The organism is Catenulispora pinisilvae (assembly GCF_015356865.1).
Classification (GTDB): Bacteria; Actinomycetota; Actinomycetes; order Streptomycetales; family Catenulisporaceae; genus Catenulispora; species Catenulispora pinisilvae.
On sequence record NZ_JAAFZA010000047.1, the window covers coordinates 1 to 19,917 of the forward strand.

The 19,917-nt window shown below is 72.3% G+C and carries 16 protein-coding genes and 1 pseudogene; 15 read left to right on the forward strand and 2 right to left on the reverse strand.

From position 1 onward, the window contains the following. The first annotated feature begins 347 nt into the window (after positions 1-347). From IZR01_RS15435 to araA, 5 genes are all read left to right on the forward strand, one after another. On the forward strand, positions 348-887 hold the full coding sequence (locus tag IZR01_RS15435; protein ID WP_194898839.1) for an AAA family ATPase: 540 nt from the start codon (positions 348-350) through the stop codon (positions 885-887). Between the two features lie 227 nt (positions 888-1,114). Further along, positions 1,115-2,158 (forward strand): LacI family DNA-binding transcriptional regulator, encoded by a 1,044-nt coding sequence (locus IZR01_RS15440; protein ID WP_194924264.1) that lies wholly within the window; start codon positions 1,115-1,117, stop codon positions 2,156-2,158. Positions 2,159-2,214: 56 nt separating this feature from the next. Beyond that, a complete protein-coding gene (locus IZR01_RS15445; RefSeq protein WP_194924265.1) occupies positions 2,215-3,885 on the forward strand; it encodes a ribulokinase in 1,671 nt (556 codons plus the stop codon). Beyond that, complete coding sequence (locus IZR01_RS15450; protein ID WP_194924266.1) at positions 3,882-4,601, forward strand: L-ribulose-5-phosphate 4-epimerase; 720 nt, start codon at positions 3,882-3,884, stop codon at positions 4,599-4,601. Before IZR01_RS15445 ends, IZR01_RS15450 begins: the two co-directional genes overlap by 4 nt. Then, a complete protein-coding gene (gene araA, locus IZR01_RS15455) occupies positions 4,598-6,091 on the forward strand; it encodes an L-arabinose isomerase (RefSeq protein ID WP_194924267.1) in 1,494 nt (497 codons plus the stop codon). The genes IZR01_RS15450 and araA overlap by 4 nt, the downstream gene beginning before the upstream one ends. Before the next feature lie 115 nt (positions 6,092-6,206). Here araA and IZR01_RS15460 read toward each other — a convergent pair whose 3' ends face one another. Beyond that, the gene (locus IZR01_RS15460; RefSeq protein WP_194924268.1) at positions 6,207-7,502 is read right to left on the reverse strand and encodes a S53 family peptidase; all 1,296 of its coding nucleotides are present in this window, start codon (positions 7,500-7,502) and stop codon (positions 6,207-6,209) included. A gap of 131 nt (positions 7,503-7,633) precedes the next feature. Here IZR01_RS15460 and IZR01_RS15465 point away from each other — a divergent pair, with 131 nt between their 5' ends. The 6 genes and pseudogenes from IZR01_RS15465 to IZR01_RS15490 all read left to right on the forward strand — a co-directional run bounded on the left by IZR01_RS15465 (position 7,634) and on the right by IZR01_RS15490 (position 14,161). Beyond that, a complete protein-coding gene (locus IZR01_RS15465; RefSeq protein WP_194924269.1) occupies positions 7,634-8,236 on the forward strand; it encodes a sugar O-acetyltransferase in 603 nt (200 codons plus the stop codon). A gap of 76 nt (positions 8,237-8,312) precedes the next feature. Beyond that, positions 8,313-11,312 (forward strand): ATP-binding protein, encoded by a 3,000-nt coding sequence (locus tag IZR01_RS53260; RefSeq protein WP_194924270.1) that lies wholly within the window; start codon positions 8,313-8,315, stop codon positions 11,310-11,312. A gap of 204 nt (positions 11,313-11,516) precedes the next feature. Next, positions 11,517-11,693: pseudogene (locus tag IZR01_RS15475) on the forward strand (DUF5999 family protein); the annotation flags it as partial. A gap of 17 nt (positions 11,694-11,710) precedes the next feature. After that, a complete protein-coding gene (locus tag IZR01_RS15480; protein WP_194895049.1) occupies positions 11,711-12,433 on the forward strand; it encodes a diguanylate cyclase domain-containing protein in 723 nt (240 codons plus the stop codon). Between the two features lie 125 nt (positions 12,434-12,558). Then, positions 12,559-13,170, forward strand: a complete 612-nt coding sequence (locus tag IZR01_RS15485) for a GNAT family N-acetyltransferase (RefSeq protein ID WP_323746358.1) — start codon at positions 12,559-12,561, stop codon at positions 13,168-13,170. Positions 13,171-13,315: 145 nt separating this feature from the next. After that, positions 13,316-14,161 carry an ACT domain-containing protein gene (locus tag IZR01_RS15490; protein ID WP_194895050.1) on the forward strand — a complete coding sequence of 282 codons (846 nt, stop codon included), beginning with the start codon at positions 13,316-13,318 and terminating at the stop codon, positions 14,159-14,161. Positions 14,162-14,189: 28 nt separating this feature from the next. On the opposite strand, the gene IZR01_RS15495 is transcribed toward IZR01_RS15490, so the two are convergent. Next, complete coding sequence (locus IZR01_RS15495) at positions 14,190-14,510, reverse strand: ribosomal protein L7/L12 (protein ID WP_228559550.1); 321 nt, start codon at positions 14,508-14,510, stop codon at positions 14,190-14,192. A gap of 233 nt (positions 14,511-14,743) precedes the next feature. Between IZR01_RS15495 and IZR01_RS15500 the strand changes: the two genes are divergently transcribed. The 4 genes from IZR01_RS15500 (at position 14,744) to IZR01_RS15515 (ending at position 19,913) form a co-directional block, all read left to right on the forward strand. Continuing rightward, entirely contained in the window at positions 14,744-15,892 is a 1,149-nt protein-coding gene (locus IZR01_RS15500) for a LacI family DNA-binding transcriptional regulator (protein ID WP_194924271.1), read from the forward strand. Between the two features lie 93 nt (positions 15,893-15,985). After that, positions 15,986-17,146, forward strand: coding sequence for a substrate-binding domain-containing protein (locus IZR01_RS15505; RefSeq protein WP_194895053.1), 1,161 nt, complete (start codon positions 15,986-15,988; stop codon positions 17,144-17,146). Between the two features lie 2 nt (positions 17,147-17,148). Continuing rightward, the gene (locus IZR01_RS15510; protein ID WP_194924272.1) at positions 17,149-18,894 is read left to right on the forward strand and encodes a sugar ABC transporter ATP-binding protein; all 1,746 of its coding nucleotides are present in this window, start codon (positions 17,149-17,151) and stop codon (positions 18,892-18,894) included. Further along, complete coding sequence (locus IZR01_RS15515) at positions 18,891-19,913, forward strand: ABC transporter permease (protein WP_194895055.1); 1,023 nt, start codon at positions 18,891-18,893, stop codon at positions 19,911-19,913. Before IZR01_RS15510 ends, IZR01_RS15515 begins: the two co-directional genes overlap by 4 nt. The last annotated feature ends 4 nt before the right edge of the window (positions 19,914-19,917 follow it).

Sequence of the window (19,917 nt, forward strand, 5' to 3'; positions counted from 1 at the left end):
CACAGCTCTTGACTTTGATCTTGCCTGTGCCCTTGCCCGGACTTGCTGGAGTTGCAGAGGCCTGAGCTGCGGCGGGGTTGTGAACGCGGGAACCGGCAGCCGACAAACACACCCGCCGACCCGAACCCCGAACCAGCACACCTATAACCGAAGGCCGTAAAAGGCATTTGAAACCACAGCCCAATCGCAACCCGGCCCACAGCACCAGCCACCAGCACCAGCCCACAGCACCTCCCGCCCGACGACCGGCACATCGAATGTCACGTCGCGCACTACCTGACAGAGGCTGCCTGATATCGCACTAAACCCGTACCTCGGCCTAGCCAGCCCCGTGCGACACTGCGGTGGTGGCACTGGTGTGGGTGACGGGCAACGCGGGGGTCGGCAAGTCGACGGTCTGCACCCTGCTGAAAGACCGGGGCGAGCAGGCGATCGACGCCGACTGGGACGGCTACAACCAGTGGGTCGACCGGGTCACCGGGCAGGTCGTCGTCGACCCGCCGTATCCGTCGCCGCCCGGCTGGCTCGACGGTTTCGGGTGGCAGATCAGCCGGCCGAAGGTTGAGGCTCTCGCCGAGGAATCCCGGGGAACGGTCGCGTACCTTTTCGGCACCGTCGAGAACGAGGTGCGGGTATGGGACCTGTTCGACGTCGTGGTCTGCCTGGTGGTCGACGAACAGACGCTCCGGCACCGTCTGCTGACCCGCACGACGAACGCCTTCGGCAAACACCCGGAGGAGTTGGCGGCCGCGCTCGGGTACAACGAGAACATGGAGTCGACCTACCGGGGCTTCGGCGCGCTGGTCCTGGACGGCACCCGCCCGGTCGCCCAGATCGCCGACGCGGTCCTGGCCGCCGGGCGCGCAGCCCTCGATCGGCGTGCATAAGCCGCTGATGCCGTTGACCAGCCCAGGCCTGTGACCTCCGGGCGCTCGCCGAACCCTTGACACGGTATGAGTTACCGGTAACACTCACGTCTCACGGCCGAACGCGTCATGCCGGTCAAGCGCCTGATCCCGCCGGCCGCGCGGTGGCCTTCGACGTGTGCGCCGAGCGCCGGGCCGGGACGGCTCGATAAGCTGCGAGCACTGTACGAGGACGAGGAGAACCCCAGGTGACCAACGAGCGGGTGCGCACCGCCGAGCCGGCGCGCGGCGGCGGCCGGCCCGGGCTGCGCGACGTGGCCGAACTGGCCGGGGTCTCCCACCAGACGGTGTCCCGGGTGTTCAAGGACCACCCGCGGGTCAGCGCCGAGACCCGGGCCAAGGTGCTGGCCGCGGCCGCGCAGCTGGACTTCCGGCCCAACGCCATAGCGCGCGCCCTGGCCACCGGCTCCTCGCGGACCATCGGCGTGGTCAGCTTCGACACCACGCTGTTCGGCCCGGCCTCGATGGTCAGCGCGATCGAGGGCAGCGCCCGCGACGCCGACTACTTCGTCTCGGTGGTCGGCCTGGCCTCGCCCAGCCGGCGCTCGGTGGCCGAGGCCGCCGACCGGCTGCGCGGCCAGGGCGTGGACGGCATCATCCTGATCCCCGGCCACGTCCCGGCCGACCAGGTGGTCCGGCACCTGCCGCCGGTGCTGCCGGTGGTGGCGCTGGCCCCGGCCCAGACTGTGGCCTCGGCGGTGGTGGACCAGCACGACGGCCCGCTCGCGGCCGTCCGGCACCTGCTCGATCTGGGGCACACCACGGTCCACCACGCGGCCGGTCCCACGGACTGGCCCGAGGCCCGGGACCGGATGCGCGGCTGGCGCGACGCGCTGACCGCGGCCGGGGCGCCGGTCCCGGAGCCGGTCCCGGGCGACTGGAGCGCGGCCTCCGGCTACGAACGCGGCAAGGCGCTGGCCCTGGACCCGTCGGTGACCGCGGTGTTCGCCGCCAACGACCACATCGCCCTGGGTCTGCTGCTGGCCCTGCACGAGGCCGGCCGCCGGGTGCCCGAAGAGGTCAGCGTCATCGGCTTCGACGACATCCCGGAGGCGGCGTTCTTCAGCCCGCCGCTGACCACGGTGCGGCAGGACTTCGCCGCGCTCGGCCGGCGCAGTCTGGCGCTGCTGCTGGACCAGATCGGCGCGGTCGGCGCCCCCGCCGCGCCGGCCGGGGTGGTCATACCGACAGAGCTCGTCGTGCGCCGGAGTACCGCGCCACGGCGCACTTGAGCAGTATTTCAGCCAGCTTCATCCGACCAAACAACGCGGAGGGATCGCGTCGGGCCATGATTGTTACCGCTAACATCGATCGGTATGTGGTGGGTGTCGACTTCGGCACCCTGTCCGGACGCGCCGTCGTGGTCCGCGTCCGCGACGGCGCCGAACTGGGCAGCGCCGTCACGGACTACCGGCACGGCGTCATCGACCACTTGCTCCCGGACGGCACCGGCCCGCTGCCGCCGGACTGGGCGTTGCAGAACCCTGAGGACTGGCGCGAGGTACTGCGCGGCGCGGTCCCGGCCGCCCTGGCCGCGAGCGAGGTGGACCCGGCCGCCGTCATCGGCATCGCCATCGACTTCACCGCCTGCACCGTGCTGCCGACCCTGGCCGACGGCACGCCGCTGTGCGAACTCAGCGGCCTGACCGGCGAGCCGCACGCCTGGCCGAAGCTGTGGAAACACCACGCCGCCCAAGCCCAGGCCGACCGGATCAACGCCTTGGCCGTCGAACGCGGCGAGCCGTGGGCCCGGCGCTACGGCGGCAAGCAGTCCTCGGAATGGGAGTTCGCCAAGGCCCTGCAAGTGTTGGAGGAAGCCCCGGGGATCTACGAACGCTGCGAACGCTGGATCGAGGCCGCCGACTGGATCGTCTGGGAACTGACCGGCACCGAATCCCGCAACGCCTGCACCGCCGGGTACAAGGGCATCTTTCAAGAAGGCGGCTACCCGGCCGGCGACTTCCTGCACGCCTTGGACCCCCGCTTCGCCGACTTCGCAGCCACCCGCCTTGTCCACCCCGACGGCCTGGCCCCCCTCGGCTCCCGGGTCGGCGCCCTGACCGAACGGGCCGCCGAATGGACCGGCCTGCCCGCCGGCATCGCCGTGGCCGCGGGCAACGTCGACGCGCACGTGACCGCCCCGGCGGCGCGCGCCGTCGAGCCCGGCAAGCTGCTGGCGATCATGGGCACCTCGACCTGTCACGTCCTCAACAGCCCGGTCCTGGCCGACGTCCCGGGCATCTGCGGTGTCGTGGACGGCGGGATCACCGCCGGGTACTACGGCTACGAAGCCGGGCAGAGCGCCGTCGGCGACATCTTCGCCTGGTGGACCCAGCTCACCGGCCGCGGCCACGAGGAGCTGACCGCGGCCTGCGCCGACCAGCCGGTGGGCGGCCACGGCCTCGTCGCCCTGGATTGGATGGGCGGCAACCGCTCGATCCTGGTCGACCACGACCTGTCCGGTGTGATCATCGGCCTGACCCTGGCCACCCGGCCCGAGGAGGTCTATCGCGCGCTGCTGGAGGCCACCGCGTTCGGCACCCGGGTCATCGTCGAGGCCTTCGAGGCCGGGGGCGTCGGGGTCGCCGAGTTCGTCGTCGCCGGCGGTCTGAAACGCAACAGCTTCCTGATGCAGCTCTACGCCGACATCCTGCGCCGCCCGGTCTCCGTCGCGGTCTCCGACCAGGCCCCGGCGCTCGGCTCGGCGATCCACGCCGCCGTCGCCGCCGGCGCCTATCCGGATGTGCCGACCGCCGCCGAGGCGATGGGCGCCTGCGAGAGCGCCGCCTACGTTCCCGACCCGGCGCGCGCCGACGCCTACGACGCCCTGTTCGCCGAGTACCGCGCTTTGCACGATGCCTTCGGCGCCGCCGGGGGAGCCCTGCACCGCCTGCGCAAGATCCGCAACGCCGCCATAGCCCGCGCCGACCGCCCCGCCCAGAAAGGCCCCGTACAGTGAGCACCGACATAGCCCGGATCCGCCGCGAGGTCTGCGACCTGCATGCCGAGCTGGTCCGCTACCAGCTCGTGGTATGGACCGCGGGCAACGTCTCGGCCCGGGTCCCGGGCCGGGATCTGCTGGTCATCAAACCGTCCGGGGTCGCCTACGACGACCTGACCCCGGCCAACATGATCGTCTGCGACCTCGACGGCGCGGTCGTCGAAGGCGATCTGGCCCCGTCCTCGGACACCGCCGCGCACGCCTACGTCTACCGGCACATGCCCGAGGTCGGCGGCGTCGTGCACACCCACTCCACCTACGCCTCGGCCTGGGCGGCCCGCGGCGAGGCGGTGCCGTGTGTGCTGACCGCGATGGCCGACGAGTTCGGCGGCGAGATCCCGGTCGGGCCGTTCGCGCTGATCGGCGACGACTCGATCGGCCGGGGCATCGTGCAGACCCTGGCCGGCGGCAACTCCCCGGCGGTGCTGATGCGCAACCACGGCGTGTTCACCGTCGGCGACACCGCCAAGGCCGCGGTCAAGGCGGCGGTGATGACCGAGGACGTGGCGCGCACCGTCCACCTGGCCCGCGCGCACGGCCGTCCGCTGCCGATCGGGGAGCAGGACATCGCCTCGCTCCACGACCGCTATCAGAACGTTTACGGCCAGTCCTCGGACCGGTCCGCCACACCCTCCGCCGCACAGCCCGCCTCACAGGGAGACACAAAGGGATGACCGCCGAGATCTGGTTCCTCACCGGTTCGCAGGGCATGTACGGCGAGGACACGCTGCGGCAGGTCGCCGAGCAGTCGCGGGAGGTCGCCGCGCGGCTCGGCGCCGATGCCGCGATACCCGTGCCGGTCAGCTGGCGTCCGGTCCTCACCGACAGCGCGGCCATCCGGCGTGTGCTGCTGGCGGCCAACGCCGACGACAATTGCGTCGGCGTGATCGCCTGGATGCACACGTTCTCCCCGGCCAAGATGTGGATCGCCGGCCTGGACGCGCTGCGCAAACCGCTGCTGCACCTGCACACCCAGGCCAACCGCGCGCTGCCCTGGGCCACCATCGACATGGACTTCATGAACCTGAACCAGGCCGCGCACGGCGACCGCGAGTTCGGGTACGCGCAGACCCGGCTCGGCGTGCCGCGCAAGACCGTGTTCGGGCACGTCGCCGACCCCTCGGTCACCGCCCGCGTCGGCGACTGGGCCCGCGCCTGCCAGGCCGCCGACGCGCTGCGCACGATGCGCCTGGCCCGGTTCGGCGACAACATGCGGGACGTCGCGGTCACCGAGGGCGACAAGGTCGAGGCCGAGCTGACCTTCGGGGTGTCGGTGAACGGCTACGGCGCCGACGCGCTCGCCTCGGCGGTGCATGCCGCGCCGGACGACGCGGTGGACGCCCTCATCACCGAATACTCAGACCTCTACGACATCTCCCCGGAGCTCCGCCCCGCCGGGGACCGCCACGAATCCCTGCGTTACGGCGCCCGCATCGAGGCCGGTCTGCGGCAGTTCCTCACCGACGGCGGCTTCACCGCGTTCACCACCAACTTCGAAGACCTCGGCGCCCTGCGCCAACTGCCCGGCCTGGCGGTGCAGCGGCTGATGGCCGACGGCCACGGCTTCGGCGGCGAGGGCGACTGGAAGACCGCGGTGCTCCTCAGGGCCCTGAAAGCCGCCGCGACCGGACTGCCCGGCGGCACCTCCTTCATGGAGGACTACACCTACCACCTCGAAGACGGCCAAGGCCTGGTCCTGGGTGCCCACATGCTGGAGGTCTGCCCGTCGATAGCGGGGGAGCGGCCCAAGCTGGAGCTGCACCCGCTGTCCATCGGCGCCCGCGAAGACCCGGTCCGCCTGGTCTTCGACGCCGCCCCGGGACCGGCGTTCGTGGCCGGCCTGTCCGACCTCGGCGACCGGTTCCGCTTGGTGGCCAACGAGATCGACACGGTCGGGCCGCCCGAACCGCTGCCGAAGCTGCCGGTGGCGCGCGCCGTCTGGGCGCCGCGTCCGGATCTGCGTACGTCAGCGGAGTCCTGGCTCATCGCCGGAGCACCGCACCACACGGTCTACTCCTCGGCGCTGAGCACAGAGGTGCTGCGGGATCTGGCCGAGATCGTCGGGGTGGAGCTGCTCGTGATCGACGGTCAGACCCGGGTGCGGCAGTTCGAGAAGGAACTGCGGTGGGGTCAGGCCTACTACCGGCTCGCGCGGGGGTTCTGAACAACGAAGCGGCGAGCTATGCGCAGTATGAGACGCGCGGTGTGAGAAGCGCGGTGCCGCGCCGATCCCGGGATCCCAGGCGGCGCGGCACCACTTCCGGTTCAGCGGGTGCGGATCAGAACCCGCCGGTGCCGTTCGGCGTGCCCAGCCCGGTCGGCCCGTCGTAGCCGGGACCGGCCGTGCACAGGTACGTCGGCGTGCAGGTGCCGTTGGAGCCGCTGGTCACGTCGAACAGCGACGCGGTGTGCGCGTACGGGTAGGAGCCGTAGTTCGTCGTGCCGCTGTTCCCGGCCAGCGCGTAGACCGAGGCGATGATCGGCGAGGACGCGCTGGTCCCGCCGACCTGCACCCAGCCGTCGGCGCCGGTGGCCAGGCCCAGGGACAGCAGCAGGTCGCAGAACGCCCCGCCCCCGCAGCTGTTCGCGGTGTCGTAGACGGCGACCCCGGTGTTCGGGTCGGCGACCGCGGACACGTCCGCGACCGTCCGGTGTGCGCAGCCGGTGTCCTGCTGCCACGCCGGCTTCGGCTCCTGGGTCGAACAGCCGCTGCCGGCGCTGGACCAGGCGGTCTCAGTCCAGCCGCGGGCGTTGGACGCCGTGCTCAGGCTGGTGCCGCCGACCGCGGTGACGTAGGGCGAGGCGGCCGGCCAGCTGACGCCGTACCCGCTGTCGCCGCTGCTCGCGGTGATCGCGACTCCGGGGTGGTTGAAGTGCGGGTCGGCGGCCAGCGTGGAGCTGTCCTCGGCCGCGCCCCAACTGTTGGAGACCGACACCACGCCCGGCGCCTTGGCCGCGGTGTCCTCGGCGGCGGTCAGCGACGCGGTGTCCGCGCCGGCGGCCTCCACCAGCAGGATGTGGCAGCCGGGGCAGATCGCCGAGACCATGTCCAGGTCCAGGCTCTCCTCCTCGGCCCAGCCGTAGTCCGCGGCCGGCAGCGGCGAGGCCTGCCCGCTACCGTTCACCTTCTGGAAGCAGCCGCTGGCCGCGGTGCACGCCGGCAGCCCGTAGGCGCTGCGGTAGGCCGCGAGGTCGGAGGCGGCGTTGGGATCGTCGAGGGCGTCGACGATCGCGACGGTCCGACCGGCGCCGTTGGTGCCGCTGAGCTTGTAGGCGGATATCAGGTCGGCCGGTTTCAGCCCGGAGCTGGTCGGGCTGCCGGAGGTGGTCGGCGCGAGCCGCCCCCGCCCCAGGCAGTGGGCCTGGCCCGGCTCGGCCTTGGCACATCCGAAGGGGATGATCGGGGCCACGGCGGGCAGGGCGGCGCGAGTGGCGCTCGCGCGCGCGGCGCCGGTGTTCGCACTCGCCGGCGCGGTGAACGCCAGGACGAGCGCGAACGCCGCGCCGAGGGCGGCGAAGCGGGCGCCGTGGCGCCGCAGGAATCTCGCGACGGGCAGGGGAACGCGATCGTACATATTGCCTCCCGACGGTGAATGGGCGGGAACAACCGTCCCCAGGCGAATATGCGAGCCTTACCAAAGAGAGTCAATCCTCTTCGACCGCACCGATGATCCACATAGTGAAGCAAGGGACGGAGTGTTCGGCTGTGTCGCAGAATAATGAGGAAGAAGTCCTGGCGCGGATAGCCAAGGGGCTCGTCTACACCGAGACCGAGGCCGCCTTCCAAGCCCCGCAACGCCGCACCGACGAGATCTTCGAGTACAACCGCACCGCGCCCAGCGAGCCGGACAAACGCCGGGCGCTGCTGGAGGCGATCTTCGGCTCGGTCGGCGAGCGCACCGTGCTGCTGCCGCCGTTCGCCGCCGGGTTCGGCAGCAAGGTGCACATCGGCGACGACTTCTTCGGCAACGTGAACCTGACCTTCGTCGACGACGTGGAGATCCGGATCGGGGACGGCGTGATGATCGCGCCGAGCGTCACCTTGACCACCACCGGCCACCCGGTGCACCCGGCGCGCCGCGCCGACTTCGGCCGGTTCTCCGAGCCGATCGTGATCGAGGACAAGGTGTGGATCGGCAGCAACGCGGTGATCCTGCCGGGCGTCCGGATCGGCCACGGCTCGGTGATCGGGGCCGGCAGCGTCGTCAGCCGGGACGTCCCGCCGATGGTCGTCGCGGTCGGCACCCCGGCCCGGGTGCTGCGCGCCATCACCGACGAGGACCTCAAGAGCCGCACCGCCCAGGCTTGAGGTGGCCGGGGCGACCGGCATGGCCGAAAGCCGGCTCTTGATCTACTTTGGAGGGAATCTGGACGGGTGATCACACGTGGCCGTTACCTCCCGGCATGCCGACCGCGACACCGACACCGACACCGGCCCCGGCACTGGAGCCGAGCCGCGGTGGCCGTGGTCGGGGGCCGGTTTCGCCTTCGTCGGGCGCGAACGCGAGACCGGCCTGCTGCTCGCCGCCGTGCGGCACCCGCCGGCCGTGGTCCTGGTCGAGGGCGAGGCCGGGATCGGCAAGTCGCGGCTGGTGCACGAGGCGACGGCCCCGCTGGCCGCCGAGGGCGGCCGGGTCCTGACCGGGCTGTGCCACCCGCTGCGCGAACCGTTCCCCTACGGCCCGGTCATCGACGCGCTGCGCAAGGCCGGCGACTGGCTGCCGCCCAGCGCCGACCTCCCGCCCAGCACCGGGGTCCTGGCCCCGCTGCTGCCCGATCTGGCCTGGCGGCTTCCCGCCCCGCCCGCGCCGCCGGCCGACGCCCACGCCAAGCGCTTCCAGCAGGTCTTCGGCCTGCGCTCGTTCCTGGCCGCACTCGGCCCGGCGGTCCTGGTCATCGAGGACGCGCACTGGATCGACGAGGCCACCCGCGAACTGCTCCTGCTGCTCACCCGGGACATGCCCGAGCAACTGAGCCTGGTCCTGACCTACCGCGACGAAGACCTGCCGCCCGGCGGGTCGGTCCTGGGCTCGGCGTTCCGGCGGCAGCCCGGCGTCAGCGCGGTGGCGATCCACCTGGGCCCGCTGTCCGGACCGGACGTGCTGGCCCTGGCGCACGCCGCGCTCGGGACCCGGGTGACTCCGGAGCTGGGCAGGGTGCTCTACCAGCGCAGCGAGGGCTTGCCGCTGGCCGCCGAGGAGGACCTGATCACGCTGGCCGAGCGCGGTGAACGCGGTCCGGGCGGCGACCGGGGCGATCAGGGCGACCGGGATCAAGGCGGAGTCCCCGGCCAGGGCGCCGACCTGGCCGCCGATCTGGAACGCGCCGAAGTGCCGCGCGGGCTGAGCGAGGCGTTCACCGAACGCCTGAACGCGCTGTCGGCGCCGGCCCGGACCGTCGTGGAGACCGCCGCGGTCCTGGACGTCCCGGCCACCGAACAGCTCCTGGCCCAGGTCGCGGGCCTGGAACGGGACCTGGCCGCCCGCGGCCTCACCGAAGCGCTGCGCGCCGCGGTCCTGCAGGAGACCGACGCGAACCGCTACTTCTTCCGCCACGTCCTGGCCCAGCGCGTCGCCTACGAACAGATGCCCGGCCCGCTGCGCGGCCGCCTGCACTGGCAGGCGATCGCCGTCCTGGAGACCGAGTCCCCGCCGCCGCTGGTCCAGATCGCCCACCACGCCCTGATGCTCGGCGACCCCAAGGCCTGGCTGGACCGCGCCGAAGCCGCCGCCGACCAGGCGATCTCGCTCGGCGACTCCGGCACCGCCGCGGCGCTGCTGCACCGGATCCTGGAACAGCCGGGCATCTCCGGCGACCTGCGCTCCCGCGCCGCCCTGGCCCTGGCCGGCATCGCCGTGACCGGCGTCGACTACCGCACCGACGCCCGCGCGCTGCGCCGCATCCTGGCCGACCCCCGGCTGCCGGCCCGGGCTCGCGGGGAGATCCGGCTGTCGCTGGGGCTGCTCATGGTCGGCCACGCCGGCGACCGGGCCGGCTTCCAGCAGCTGGCGCGCGCCGCCGAGGAACTGGCCGACCAGCCCGACCGCGCCGCCCGGGCACTGATCGCGCTGGCCATGAACGAACGCGACGGCGGCGCGAAGCAGGCCTGGACCTGGGTGGAGCGCGCGGAAGCCCAGGCCGCGCTCAGCCCGGGCCCGGCCGTGCACGCCGCGGTGCAGGCCACCCGGCTCACCCTGCTGGCCCGGCAGGGCGATCCCGGCGTCTGGGCCCGCGCCGACCAGCTGCCGCGGTCCAGCGACGACGACGAGGAGATGCGGCAGACCATCCGCGCGCTGTACAACACCGGCGAGATCGCCGTCGAACTCGGCCACGACCGGCGCGGGGCCCGGCTGCTCAAAGAGAGCCGCGACCTGGCGCACCGCGTCAGCTTCCCGCACATGGAGTCCTACAGCCGGATCGCGCTGCTCCGGCTCGACGCGCTGGCCGGCGACTGGGCCGACATCGAGAACCGGTTCACCGCGCTGCGGGCCGAGTATCCGGACATCGCCATGGCCAAGACCGACGAGGCGCTGACGGTCGGCCTGCTGGCCGCCGCGCGCGGCGCCCGGGACCGGGCCGCCGAGCTGTTCACCGCCGCCGCGGCCTACGGCGAACTGGAGTCCCAGGTGACCGTCGAGCTGCGGGCCGCCGCCGGGCTCATCGCGGTCCGGCTGGCCGCGGCCGCCGGCGACGACGCCTGGGCGATCGCCACGCCGGCGCTCGCGACGCTGCGCCGGGCCGAGGCCTGGGCCCGGGGTACCGGCCTGGTGCCGGTCGCCGTCCAGGCGGCGCTGGCCCGCGGGCGGCGCGACGCCGCCGCGCAGCTGATCGCCGACGTCGAGGCCGGGCTGCGGGGGCGGGACGCGCCGGCCGCGACAGCGGAGCTGCACATGGCACGCGGCGTGCTGCTGCTGGCGACCGACCCGGCGGCGTCGGCGTGGGAGTTCGACACCGCCCGCCAGCTCTGGTCCGACATCGGACGTCCCTACGATCAGGCTCGCGTGGCCGAACAAGCCGGGACCGCGTGGAGCGCGGCCGGCGACCGCGAGGCGGCCACCGCCCGGCTGACCGAGGCGCTGGCCGGCTACGAACGGCTCGGCGCCGTCCACGACACCGCCCGCTGCCGGCACACCATGGCCGGGCTGGGCTTTTCCCGGCCCTCCGGACGCGGCCGGCGCGGCTACGGCGACCAGCTCTCGCCCCGGGAGCGGCAAGTCGCCGCCCTGGTGGCCCGCGGCGCGACCAACCACGACATCGCCGAAGCGTTGTTCCTCTCTCCGCGCACCGTCGAGCAGCACGTCGCGCGGGTTCTGCGGAAACTGGGAACTACCAGGGGTGATGTCGCAGAAGCTCTGCGTGATCGAGGCCGCCGACCCCTTGAATAAATTACGTATCCCTGCAAAATGGGATACTTATTGATCTAGACGAGAGGGCCCGCGAACCTCGTGGGTGGGGGCGTGTAACGCGAAACCCTCGTCGCTCTCACCACACCCGGTGCAGACGGCCGGCCACGCAGGAGGCCAGAAATGATCGCCATGAAGGACACCGAAGCCACGCGCCGAGGCGCTGTCCTTCCCGCCCAGCGCACGTGCGAGCACCAGCCGCCGTGCCCGACCGCCGAAGACTCCGACCGCGAGGCCGCCCACCTGGTGGTCAGCCACCCCGAGCAGGGATGGGGCCTGCTGTGCAACGGGGTGGTGCAGTTCGAGGACACCGGCGAACTGCTGCCCGACGGCCGGGCCGTCGCGCCGCACCGCACGAGCTGAGATCCGGGGGAGCAGTGGTGGGTTGCGAACTAGTGGTGTGTCTGACGGCGCCGCCGGCCGCGGTCTCCGGCTTCCTGGCCGGGCTGGCCGCGATGCGCCGCCGGGTCCTGCGCGCCACCGGCGAGGCCGCCCACGCCCGCTGGCTCGCCGACCACGACGCGCTCACCGGTCTGCCCAACCGCACCGCCGCCCGCCAGCACTACCTGCATGCCGCCCGGGCCGGCCGACCACCCGCGGCCGCCCTGCTGGACCTGGACGACTTCAAGACGGTCAACGACACCTGGGGCCATCAGGTCGGCGACACCCACCTGGTCACCGTCGGCGAACGCCTGGCGGCCGCCTGCCGGGACGTCGGCGCCCGCGCCTTCCGCCTCGGCGGCGACGAGTTCGTCCTGCTGCTGCCCTCGCCCGACCCGCGGGCCGTGCTGCGCGACGTCACCGCGATCGTCGGGGCCCTCGGCGCCCCGCAGTACCTGAAGCTCGACGAGATCCGCTCGGTCACGCTGGTGCCCAGCGCCTCGGCCGGCATAGCCGTGTCCGAACCCGGCGACACCTTCTCCGACGTGCTCCGGCGCGCGGACATCGCGTTGTATCACGCCAAGCGCTACGGCTGCTCTGTGCCGCGTCTGTACACCCCGGATCTGCGCCAGCCCTGGTCGCACCGGCACAAGACGGTCGAGGAGATGCACCCGGATCGGGTGCGGGTCTCGGGGCTGATCGCGGAGCAGGCCACCCGCTGACGGCGGGCCCGGCCGTGCTTGGCGGGCTGCTGCTGACCCCGCGTTCGGCCCCGCGTCGCCCTGTCAGCGGGGCGCGCTACGGTGAAGCCGCTCTCGTCCTATAGGTCAATAGGAGGCTTCGATCCGTGTCCTCGCCTACAATCCGCCTCTATCGACCCGAAGACCGGGACGCCCTTTACGACATCTGCATGCGCACCGGATACGCCGGAGGCGACGCGCGCGGCATCTACCGTGACCAGGAACTGCTGCCGGACGTCTTCGCCGCCCCCTACGCCACCCTCGAACCCGACCTCGCGTTCGTGCTCGACGACGGTGGCCGGGCGGTCGGCTACGTGCTGGGGACCAGTGACAGCGTGCGCTTCGCCCGCGAACTGCGCGACAAGTGGCTGCCGATCGTCGGCGCGCGGCATCCGCTGCCGGGCGGCGAGCCGGGCACGCTGGACGCGGTGATGACCGAGCTGCTGCACCACCCGGAGCTCAGGGTCGACCCGGACCTCGCCGACTACCCGGCGCACCTGCACATCGACCTGCTGCCCAGCCACCAAGGACAGGGGCATGGCAGGGCCCTGCTCAACACGCTGTTCGCGGCTCTGGACCAGGCCGGGGCGAAGCGGGTGCACTTGGTGATGTCGACCGCGAACACCGCGGCCCGGGCCTTCTACGACCGGATGGGCTTCCACGAGATCCCGACCGCCGATCCGGGGGAGTTGACGTTCCTGGGGCGCGCGACGGCCTGAGCCTGAGCCGTCCAGTCCCATCGGGCATTCCACCGGGCATTCGACCGGCATGCCATCGGGCATCCCACCGGGTCCCAGCACCGGATTCACGCAACCGTGATGATCCGGACCTGATCATGCAACAACCGACCGGCACAGTCGGGGCATGCGGACTTCTCGCCAGGAACCGGGCCGTGGCCGTCGTCGTCCGGAATGGAGTTGGCGCCGGGAGATCATCGAGCTGGCAGTACTCTTCCTCGCTATCGGCACTGCCGGACTGTTCACGGAGGTGCTGGGGCAACGGCACTACGGCTGGACGCTGCTGATCGCGCTCGGCGCGGCCTTGCTGGCGGCCTCGGTGCTGCAATGGTGGTGGCGCGTCTACGGACCGGGACGGCTGCGTGCGCACACGCCGTTCGTCTCGGTACGGCCGGCGGACGACGGCCTGGACGCGGCGTTGGGGGAGTGGCATGAGGACCTGAACCTGTGGCGGGTGCGCGCGGCGCTGGGCGACCGGCCCGGTTCGCTGGCGGCGGTGTGCGAACGGCTGGCCGGACTCGGCGCCAACATCGTGGGCCTGCAGGTCCATCCGCTCGGTACCGGAGTTCTGGACGAGTTCCTGCTCGACGTGCCGGCGACGATCGACGCCGAGGTACTGGCGTCAGCCATCGCCGCGGGCGGCGCGGACGTGTCGCTCGTCGACCGCGCGGCCCGGGACGACCTCACCGATGCGCCCGCCCGGGTACTCACCCTCGCCGCCCGCCTGGCCGCCGGGGACGCCGGCCTACCGGCCGCGCTTCACGACTTGTTCGGCCAGTGCGCCGTCACCTGGGACCCGCGCGAAGTACCGGAGGCGGCGTGTACCGGAACCCTGATCACGCTGTCCGACCCCGGCGGCGGAACCCTGCTGGTCACCCGCGAGACGCTGGACTTCACCCCCACCGAGTTCGCCCGGGCGCGCGCCCTGGTCGGGCTTTGTGGCGAACTGCGCCGGCGGCACTTGGCGGAGTAGGGGTTTCAGGGGCGGGCTGCCGGCGCTATTACCGCCGCCGCCCCATATTCCGCTCCAACGCCTCGACCGCCATCTTCGCGTCCTTCAATCCCACGCCGGTGGCCTGCCGGTAGACCTTGATCGCCTGGATCGTCTTGCCGGCCTGGATCAGCGCCGCGAGCTGCGGATCGGTCTCGATCGCCGAGCCCGGCGCCCATGCCGTCGGGCTGCCCGCACCCGCCGCGGTCAGCGGCGCGTACAGGTCCGAGCCCGGATCCCCGCCGAGGCCCAGCTGGGCCAATACCAGGTCGAGCTTCTCCTCGATCGCGGCCAGCCGCATTTCCACCGTTATCTGGTCCCCGGAATCCATGGCCCCAAGCTACACGTCGGCGACCTTCCCCGACATCCGGCCGACGCCCCGGATTGCGAACAGGTTGCCACCCCTTGACGCCCCGGATGTTTGCGCTAACAATCGTCAGCACGCCACAGCAAGGCGTCATCGCTCGACCACGGCGCGGCCTCCCCGGCGCGCCGCCGGGCCCCATCAGGGCCCTGCCACGGAACCGTCCACGCACCGTCGGCCCCGGGAAGGTGTGAAGCGTCATGCAGATACTCGCCGGCGACCGCGCCCCGGTCATGGCCGACGTCGCCCGGGTCGCGGGCGTCTCGCAGCAGACCGTGTCCCGGGTACTCAACGAGCGCCCCAATGTCCGGCCCGCCACCCGCGTCCGGGTGTTGGAGGCCATCAGGGAACTGGGTTACCGGCCGAACGCCGCGGCCCGCACCCTGGTCACGCGCCGCACCAACACCCTGGGCGTGATCAGCTTCAACACCACGCTCTACGGCCCGGCCTCCATGCTCTACGCCATCGAGCAGGCGGCCAAACAGCACGACTACTTCGTCACCGTCGCCGCCCTGGCCGCGATGGACCGGCGCTCGGTGTTCGAGGCCGTGGAACGGCTGCGCGACCAGGCCGTCGAGGGCATCATCGGGATCGCGCCGCAGACCGCCGCGGTCAAGATCCTGGCCGCCATGCCCGCCGGCGTCCCGCTGGTCGCGGTCGGCTGCGGCGTCCACGCCGCGCTGAGCGCGGTCGCCGTCGACAACGAGGCCGGGGCCGAACGCGCCACCTCCTACCTGCTCGACCTCGGCCACCGCACCGTCCACCACCTGGCCGGCCCGCGCACCTGGCTGGACGCCCAGGAACGCGAAGCCGGCTGGCGCCGCGCGCTCACCGCCCGCGGCGCCGCGACCCCCGAACCGTTCCCCGGCGGCGACTGGTCGGCCCGCACCGGCTACGAACTCGGCCGGCGGATCGTCGCCGACCAGAGCGTGACCGCGGTCTTCTGCGCCAACGACCACCTGGCCCTCGGCCTCATACGCGCCTTGCAAGCCGCCGGACGCCACGTCCCGGACCAGGTCAGCGTCATCGGCTTCGACGACATCCCGGACGCCGAGTTCTTCGGCCCGGCGCTGACCACGGTCCGCCAGGACTTCGACGAACTCGGCCGGCGCGCGCTGCTCGCCCTGATCCGTTCGATCGGTTCGACCGGTTCGACCGGTTCGACCGGCTCGACCGGCTCGACCGGCTCGACCGGCTCCGCCGGTTCCATCGGCTCGATCGGCTCGACTGGCCCGGCCGGCGCGACCGGTGGCGGCGCGCGCGGCTCGACCGCCCGGGCCGCGAACCCGGTCGCCGTCGTCAACCCGACCCTGGTGGTCCGCGCGTCCACGGCGCGTCCCAGGCACTGAAAGCACCCCTTCGAGAAAGGGTTCCCACTCGCCCCGAAGTGTTACCGCTAACACGCGCCAGCCAACTCCCCTCCGGAAAGGACCTGAACGACGATGAGCACCAGCAGACACCGCATCACCGCCGCCCTCGCGGCCACGCTCCTCGTGGCCTCGGCCGCGGCCTGCTCGAAGAACGCGTCAGGATCGTCCAGCTCGAACACCGGCTCTTCCGGCAACTCCGCCGGGTCCGGCTCCTCGACCCCGCCCGCCGCGCTGACCGGCACCGTCACCTTCAACCAGGACAACCTGGCCAAGCTCGACGTCGCCCTGAAGGGCGCGCTGGCCGGCAAGGCCCTGTCCGGCTTGAACATCGCGATGGTGGTGAACGTCGCCGCCGACTACTGGAAGGCCGGACAAGTCGGCTGGCAGAAGGCCTGCTCCGAGCTCGGCCTGTCCAGCTCCCACTGCACCTACTACGCGCCGCCGAACGGCAAGCTGACCGAGCAGAACTCCGAGATGGAGACCCTGCGCTCGCAAGGCGTCACCGGCTACGCGATCTCCGCGATCGACCCGACCTCGGCGGCCGGCACCATCCACACCGACGTCCAGCACGGCATCAGCGTCCTGGCCATCGACTCCCCGCTGCCGGGCACCGACGCCGCCTCCCTCTACCTCGGCACCCCGAACTACACCGCGGGCAAGCAGGCCGGCGAGGCGATGAAGGCGGTCCTGGGCGGCAAGGGCAAGGTCGCGGTCCTGGTGGGCTCGCTGACCGCCGCCAACGCCACCCAGCGCATCCAGGGCTTCGAGGACGGATTGCAGGGTTCGTCCATCACGGTCGTGCAGAAGGTCAACGACAACCTGTCGGCGGCCACCGCGACCTCCGACGCCGAGACCATCTTGGCCAACAACCCCGACGTCAACGGCCTCTACGGGGTCTACTCCTACGACGGCCCGGCGCTGGCCCAGGCGGTCCAGTCGGCGGGCAAGACCAGCAGCGTCCACATCGTCTCCGACGACACCGACGCCCAGACGCTCGGCTTCATCAAGTCCGGTGTCATCTCCGGCACGGTCGTGCAGATGCCGTATCAACAGGGCTACACCGGCGCCTACATCCTCGCCGCCGAGAAGGCCCTGGGCAAGGACGCCACGATGGCGATCATCAAGCCCTACCTGGAGTCCGACGGCTCCACGCTCAGCTCCGGCGTCGGCCTGGTCACCTCCTCCGACCTGGCCGCCTACCAGGCGCTTGAGGCGCAGCTCGGGATCAGCTGACGATGACGGTCCTCGACGACACGCCGGCTCCCGACGACCGGCCGCCGCCGGACGGCATCCCCGCCAGCGAAGTCGCTGCGCGCGACGTCACTGGGCGTGAAGCCCCTGCCAGCGCGGCTACTACGCGCGAGGTCCCCGCCGGCGAGGTCACCGCGCGGCTGCGGGACGTCCACAAGTCCTACGGCCCGGTCCGGGTCCTCGACCTCCCCGAACTCGACCTCCACGCCGGCCAGGTGGTCGGCGTGGTCGGCGAGAACGGCGCCGGCAAGTCCACCCTGATGGGAACGCTGGCCGGATCCGTACGCCGGGACGGCGGCGACATCTCGATCGGCGGCAAGCCGCTGGCGCCCGGCTCGACCGAGGCCGCCGCGGCCCTCGGAATCGCGCTGGTCTCCCAGGAGTTCCCGCTGGTCGGGCAGCTGTCCGTGGCCGAGAACCTGCTGCTGGGCCGACGTCCGCGCCGCTCCCGGCGACGCCTGCTGGTCGACCGGCCGGCGCTGCGCCGCGAGGCGGTGGAGATGCTGGCCGAGATCGGCCTGCCCGCCGGCGCGGTCCCGGTCGGCCGTCAGGTCCGCACGCTCCCGGTCCCGACCCGGCAGATGATCGAGATCGCCAAGGCCTGGGGCCGCCGGCCCCGGCTGCTGATCCTGGACGAGCCGACGTCCTCGCTCGGTCCGGTCGAGGGCGCGCACGTCCTGCGCCTGGCCCGGGAACTGGCCGCGCGCGGCGGCACGGTGCTGTTCATCGGGCACCGGCTCGACGAGGTCCGCGAGGTCAGCGACCGGATCCTGGTCCTGCGCAACGGCCGGCTGGTCGCGGATCTGACCCCTGAGGAGGCGAGCGAGGAGCGGCTGATCCGGGAGATGGTCGGCGGCGAGGTGGCCCATGCCCGGCCCAAGGCCGAACCGACCGGAGCCCCCGTGCTGCTTTCCCTGCGCGACCTGACCGCCGACGGCCTCGGCCCGGTCGACCTCGACCTGCACGCCGGCGAGATCGTCGGCGTGGCCGGGCTCATGGGCTCCGGTCGCAGCCGCCTGATCCACACGGTCGCCGGAGCGCAACCGGCCACCGGCGGCCGGATGACGATCGCCGGTTCCCGCTACCGGCCGCACGACCCCGGCGACGGCACGGCCGCGGGCATCGCGATGATCCCCGAGGACCGCAAGGAGCAGTCCCTGGTGGTGTTCGCGCCGATCCGGTCCAACGTCACCATCCCGATCCTGCGCCGCATCAGCACCCGCGGCCTGCTCGGGCCCAGGCGCGAGCGGGCCGAGGCCGAACGCATCACCGCCAGCGTCAACGTCCGCATGCGCAGCGTCGACCAGCCGATCGGCGCGCTGTCCGGCGGCAACCAGCAGCGGGCGATCTTCGGCCGGGCCTTCGCCACCGACCCGCGGCTGCTGCTGCTCGACGAGCCCACGCGCGGGGTGGACGTCGGGGCCAAGGCCGAGATCTACGAGCTCATCGACCGGGCCGCCGAGCGCGGCATGGCGGTCCTGGTCGCGTCCTCGGAGCTGGAGGAGCTGCTGTGGATCTGCCACCGCATCGCGGTGCTGAACCACGGCCGGCTGGTGGACCTGATCGACCGGGCCGAGGCCACCAAGGAACGCATCATGACGGCCGCGGCCGGCACCGCCCCGATCGTGGCGGTCCCGGGCGGCGGGCCGGAACCGGGGCCGGAACTAGGGCCGGAACAAGCGCCAGAACACGTGTCAGAACACGTGCCAGAACACGGAGACGCATCATGACGGCACAGAGCACCCTGACCTCCGAGGACGCGCCACCGCGCGGCGCACCCGCCGCCCTCACCCGCGTGCTCCGCAAGCTCGCCGAATCACCGGAGGCCGGCGTCATCATCGCCTGCGTCCTGGTGTTCGCGGTCATCGCGGCCAACGCCCCGACCTACACCTCGGTCGGCAACCTCCAGGTGATGGGGCGCGACCTGGCGCAGGTCGGGATCCTGGCGGTGGGGGAGTCGGTGGTCATCCTGACCGGCGGGATCGACCTGTCGGTCGGCGCGCTGGCCGGCCTCGCGGGCATCCTGACCGCCTGGTTCAACGTCAACCAGGGCCTGCCCGCGCCGCTGGCGGTCCTGCTGACCCTGCTGATCTGCGCCGGGGTCGGGTTCTGGCACGGAGTCATGGTGACCCGGCTGAACGTGCCGCCGTTCGTGATCACCCTGGTCACGTACACCGTCGCCCAGGGCCTGGCGCTGGCCATCACCACCGGCACGCCGATCAACGGGATCGCGCCGCTGTTCAGCAACCTGAGTCAGTACTACATCGGCCGGGTGCCGGTGCCCGCGCTGTTCTTCCTCGGTGCCGTGGTGATCGCCTGGTTCGCCTTGGAACGGACCTACGTGGGCCGCCAGATATACGCGGTCGGCGGCAACAAGGAGGCGGCGCGCCTGGCGGGCATCCCCGTCGCCCGGCGCGTCACCAGCGCCTACGTCGCCAGCGCGGTCCTGGCCGGCGTCGTCGGGGTACTGGTCATCGGCCGCATGAACGTCGCCGACCCCTCGGTCGGCAGCGGCTGGGAACTCACCGCCATCGCCGCGGCCGTGGTCGGAGGCGTGTCCCTGTTCGGCGGCGAGGGGCGCATGGTCGGCATCGCGGCCGGCGCGATCCTCCTGGAGTTCATCGCCAACGGCCTGCTCGCCCTGCACGTGAACACCTACTACCAGACCGTCGTGCAAGGCGCGGTGCTCGGCGCCGCGATCCTGCTCGACCGGCTGCGGGCCAGGTTCTTCGGACGGATCCGAAGATGAGGCG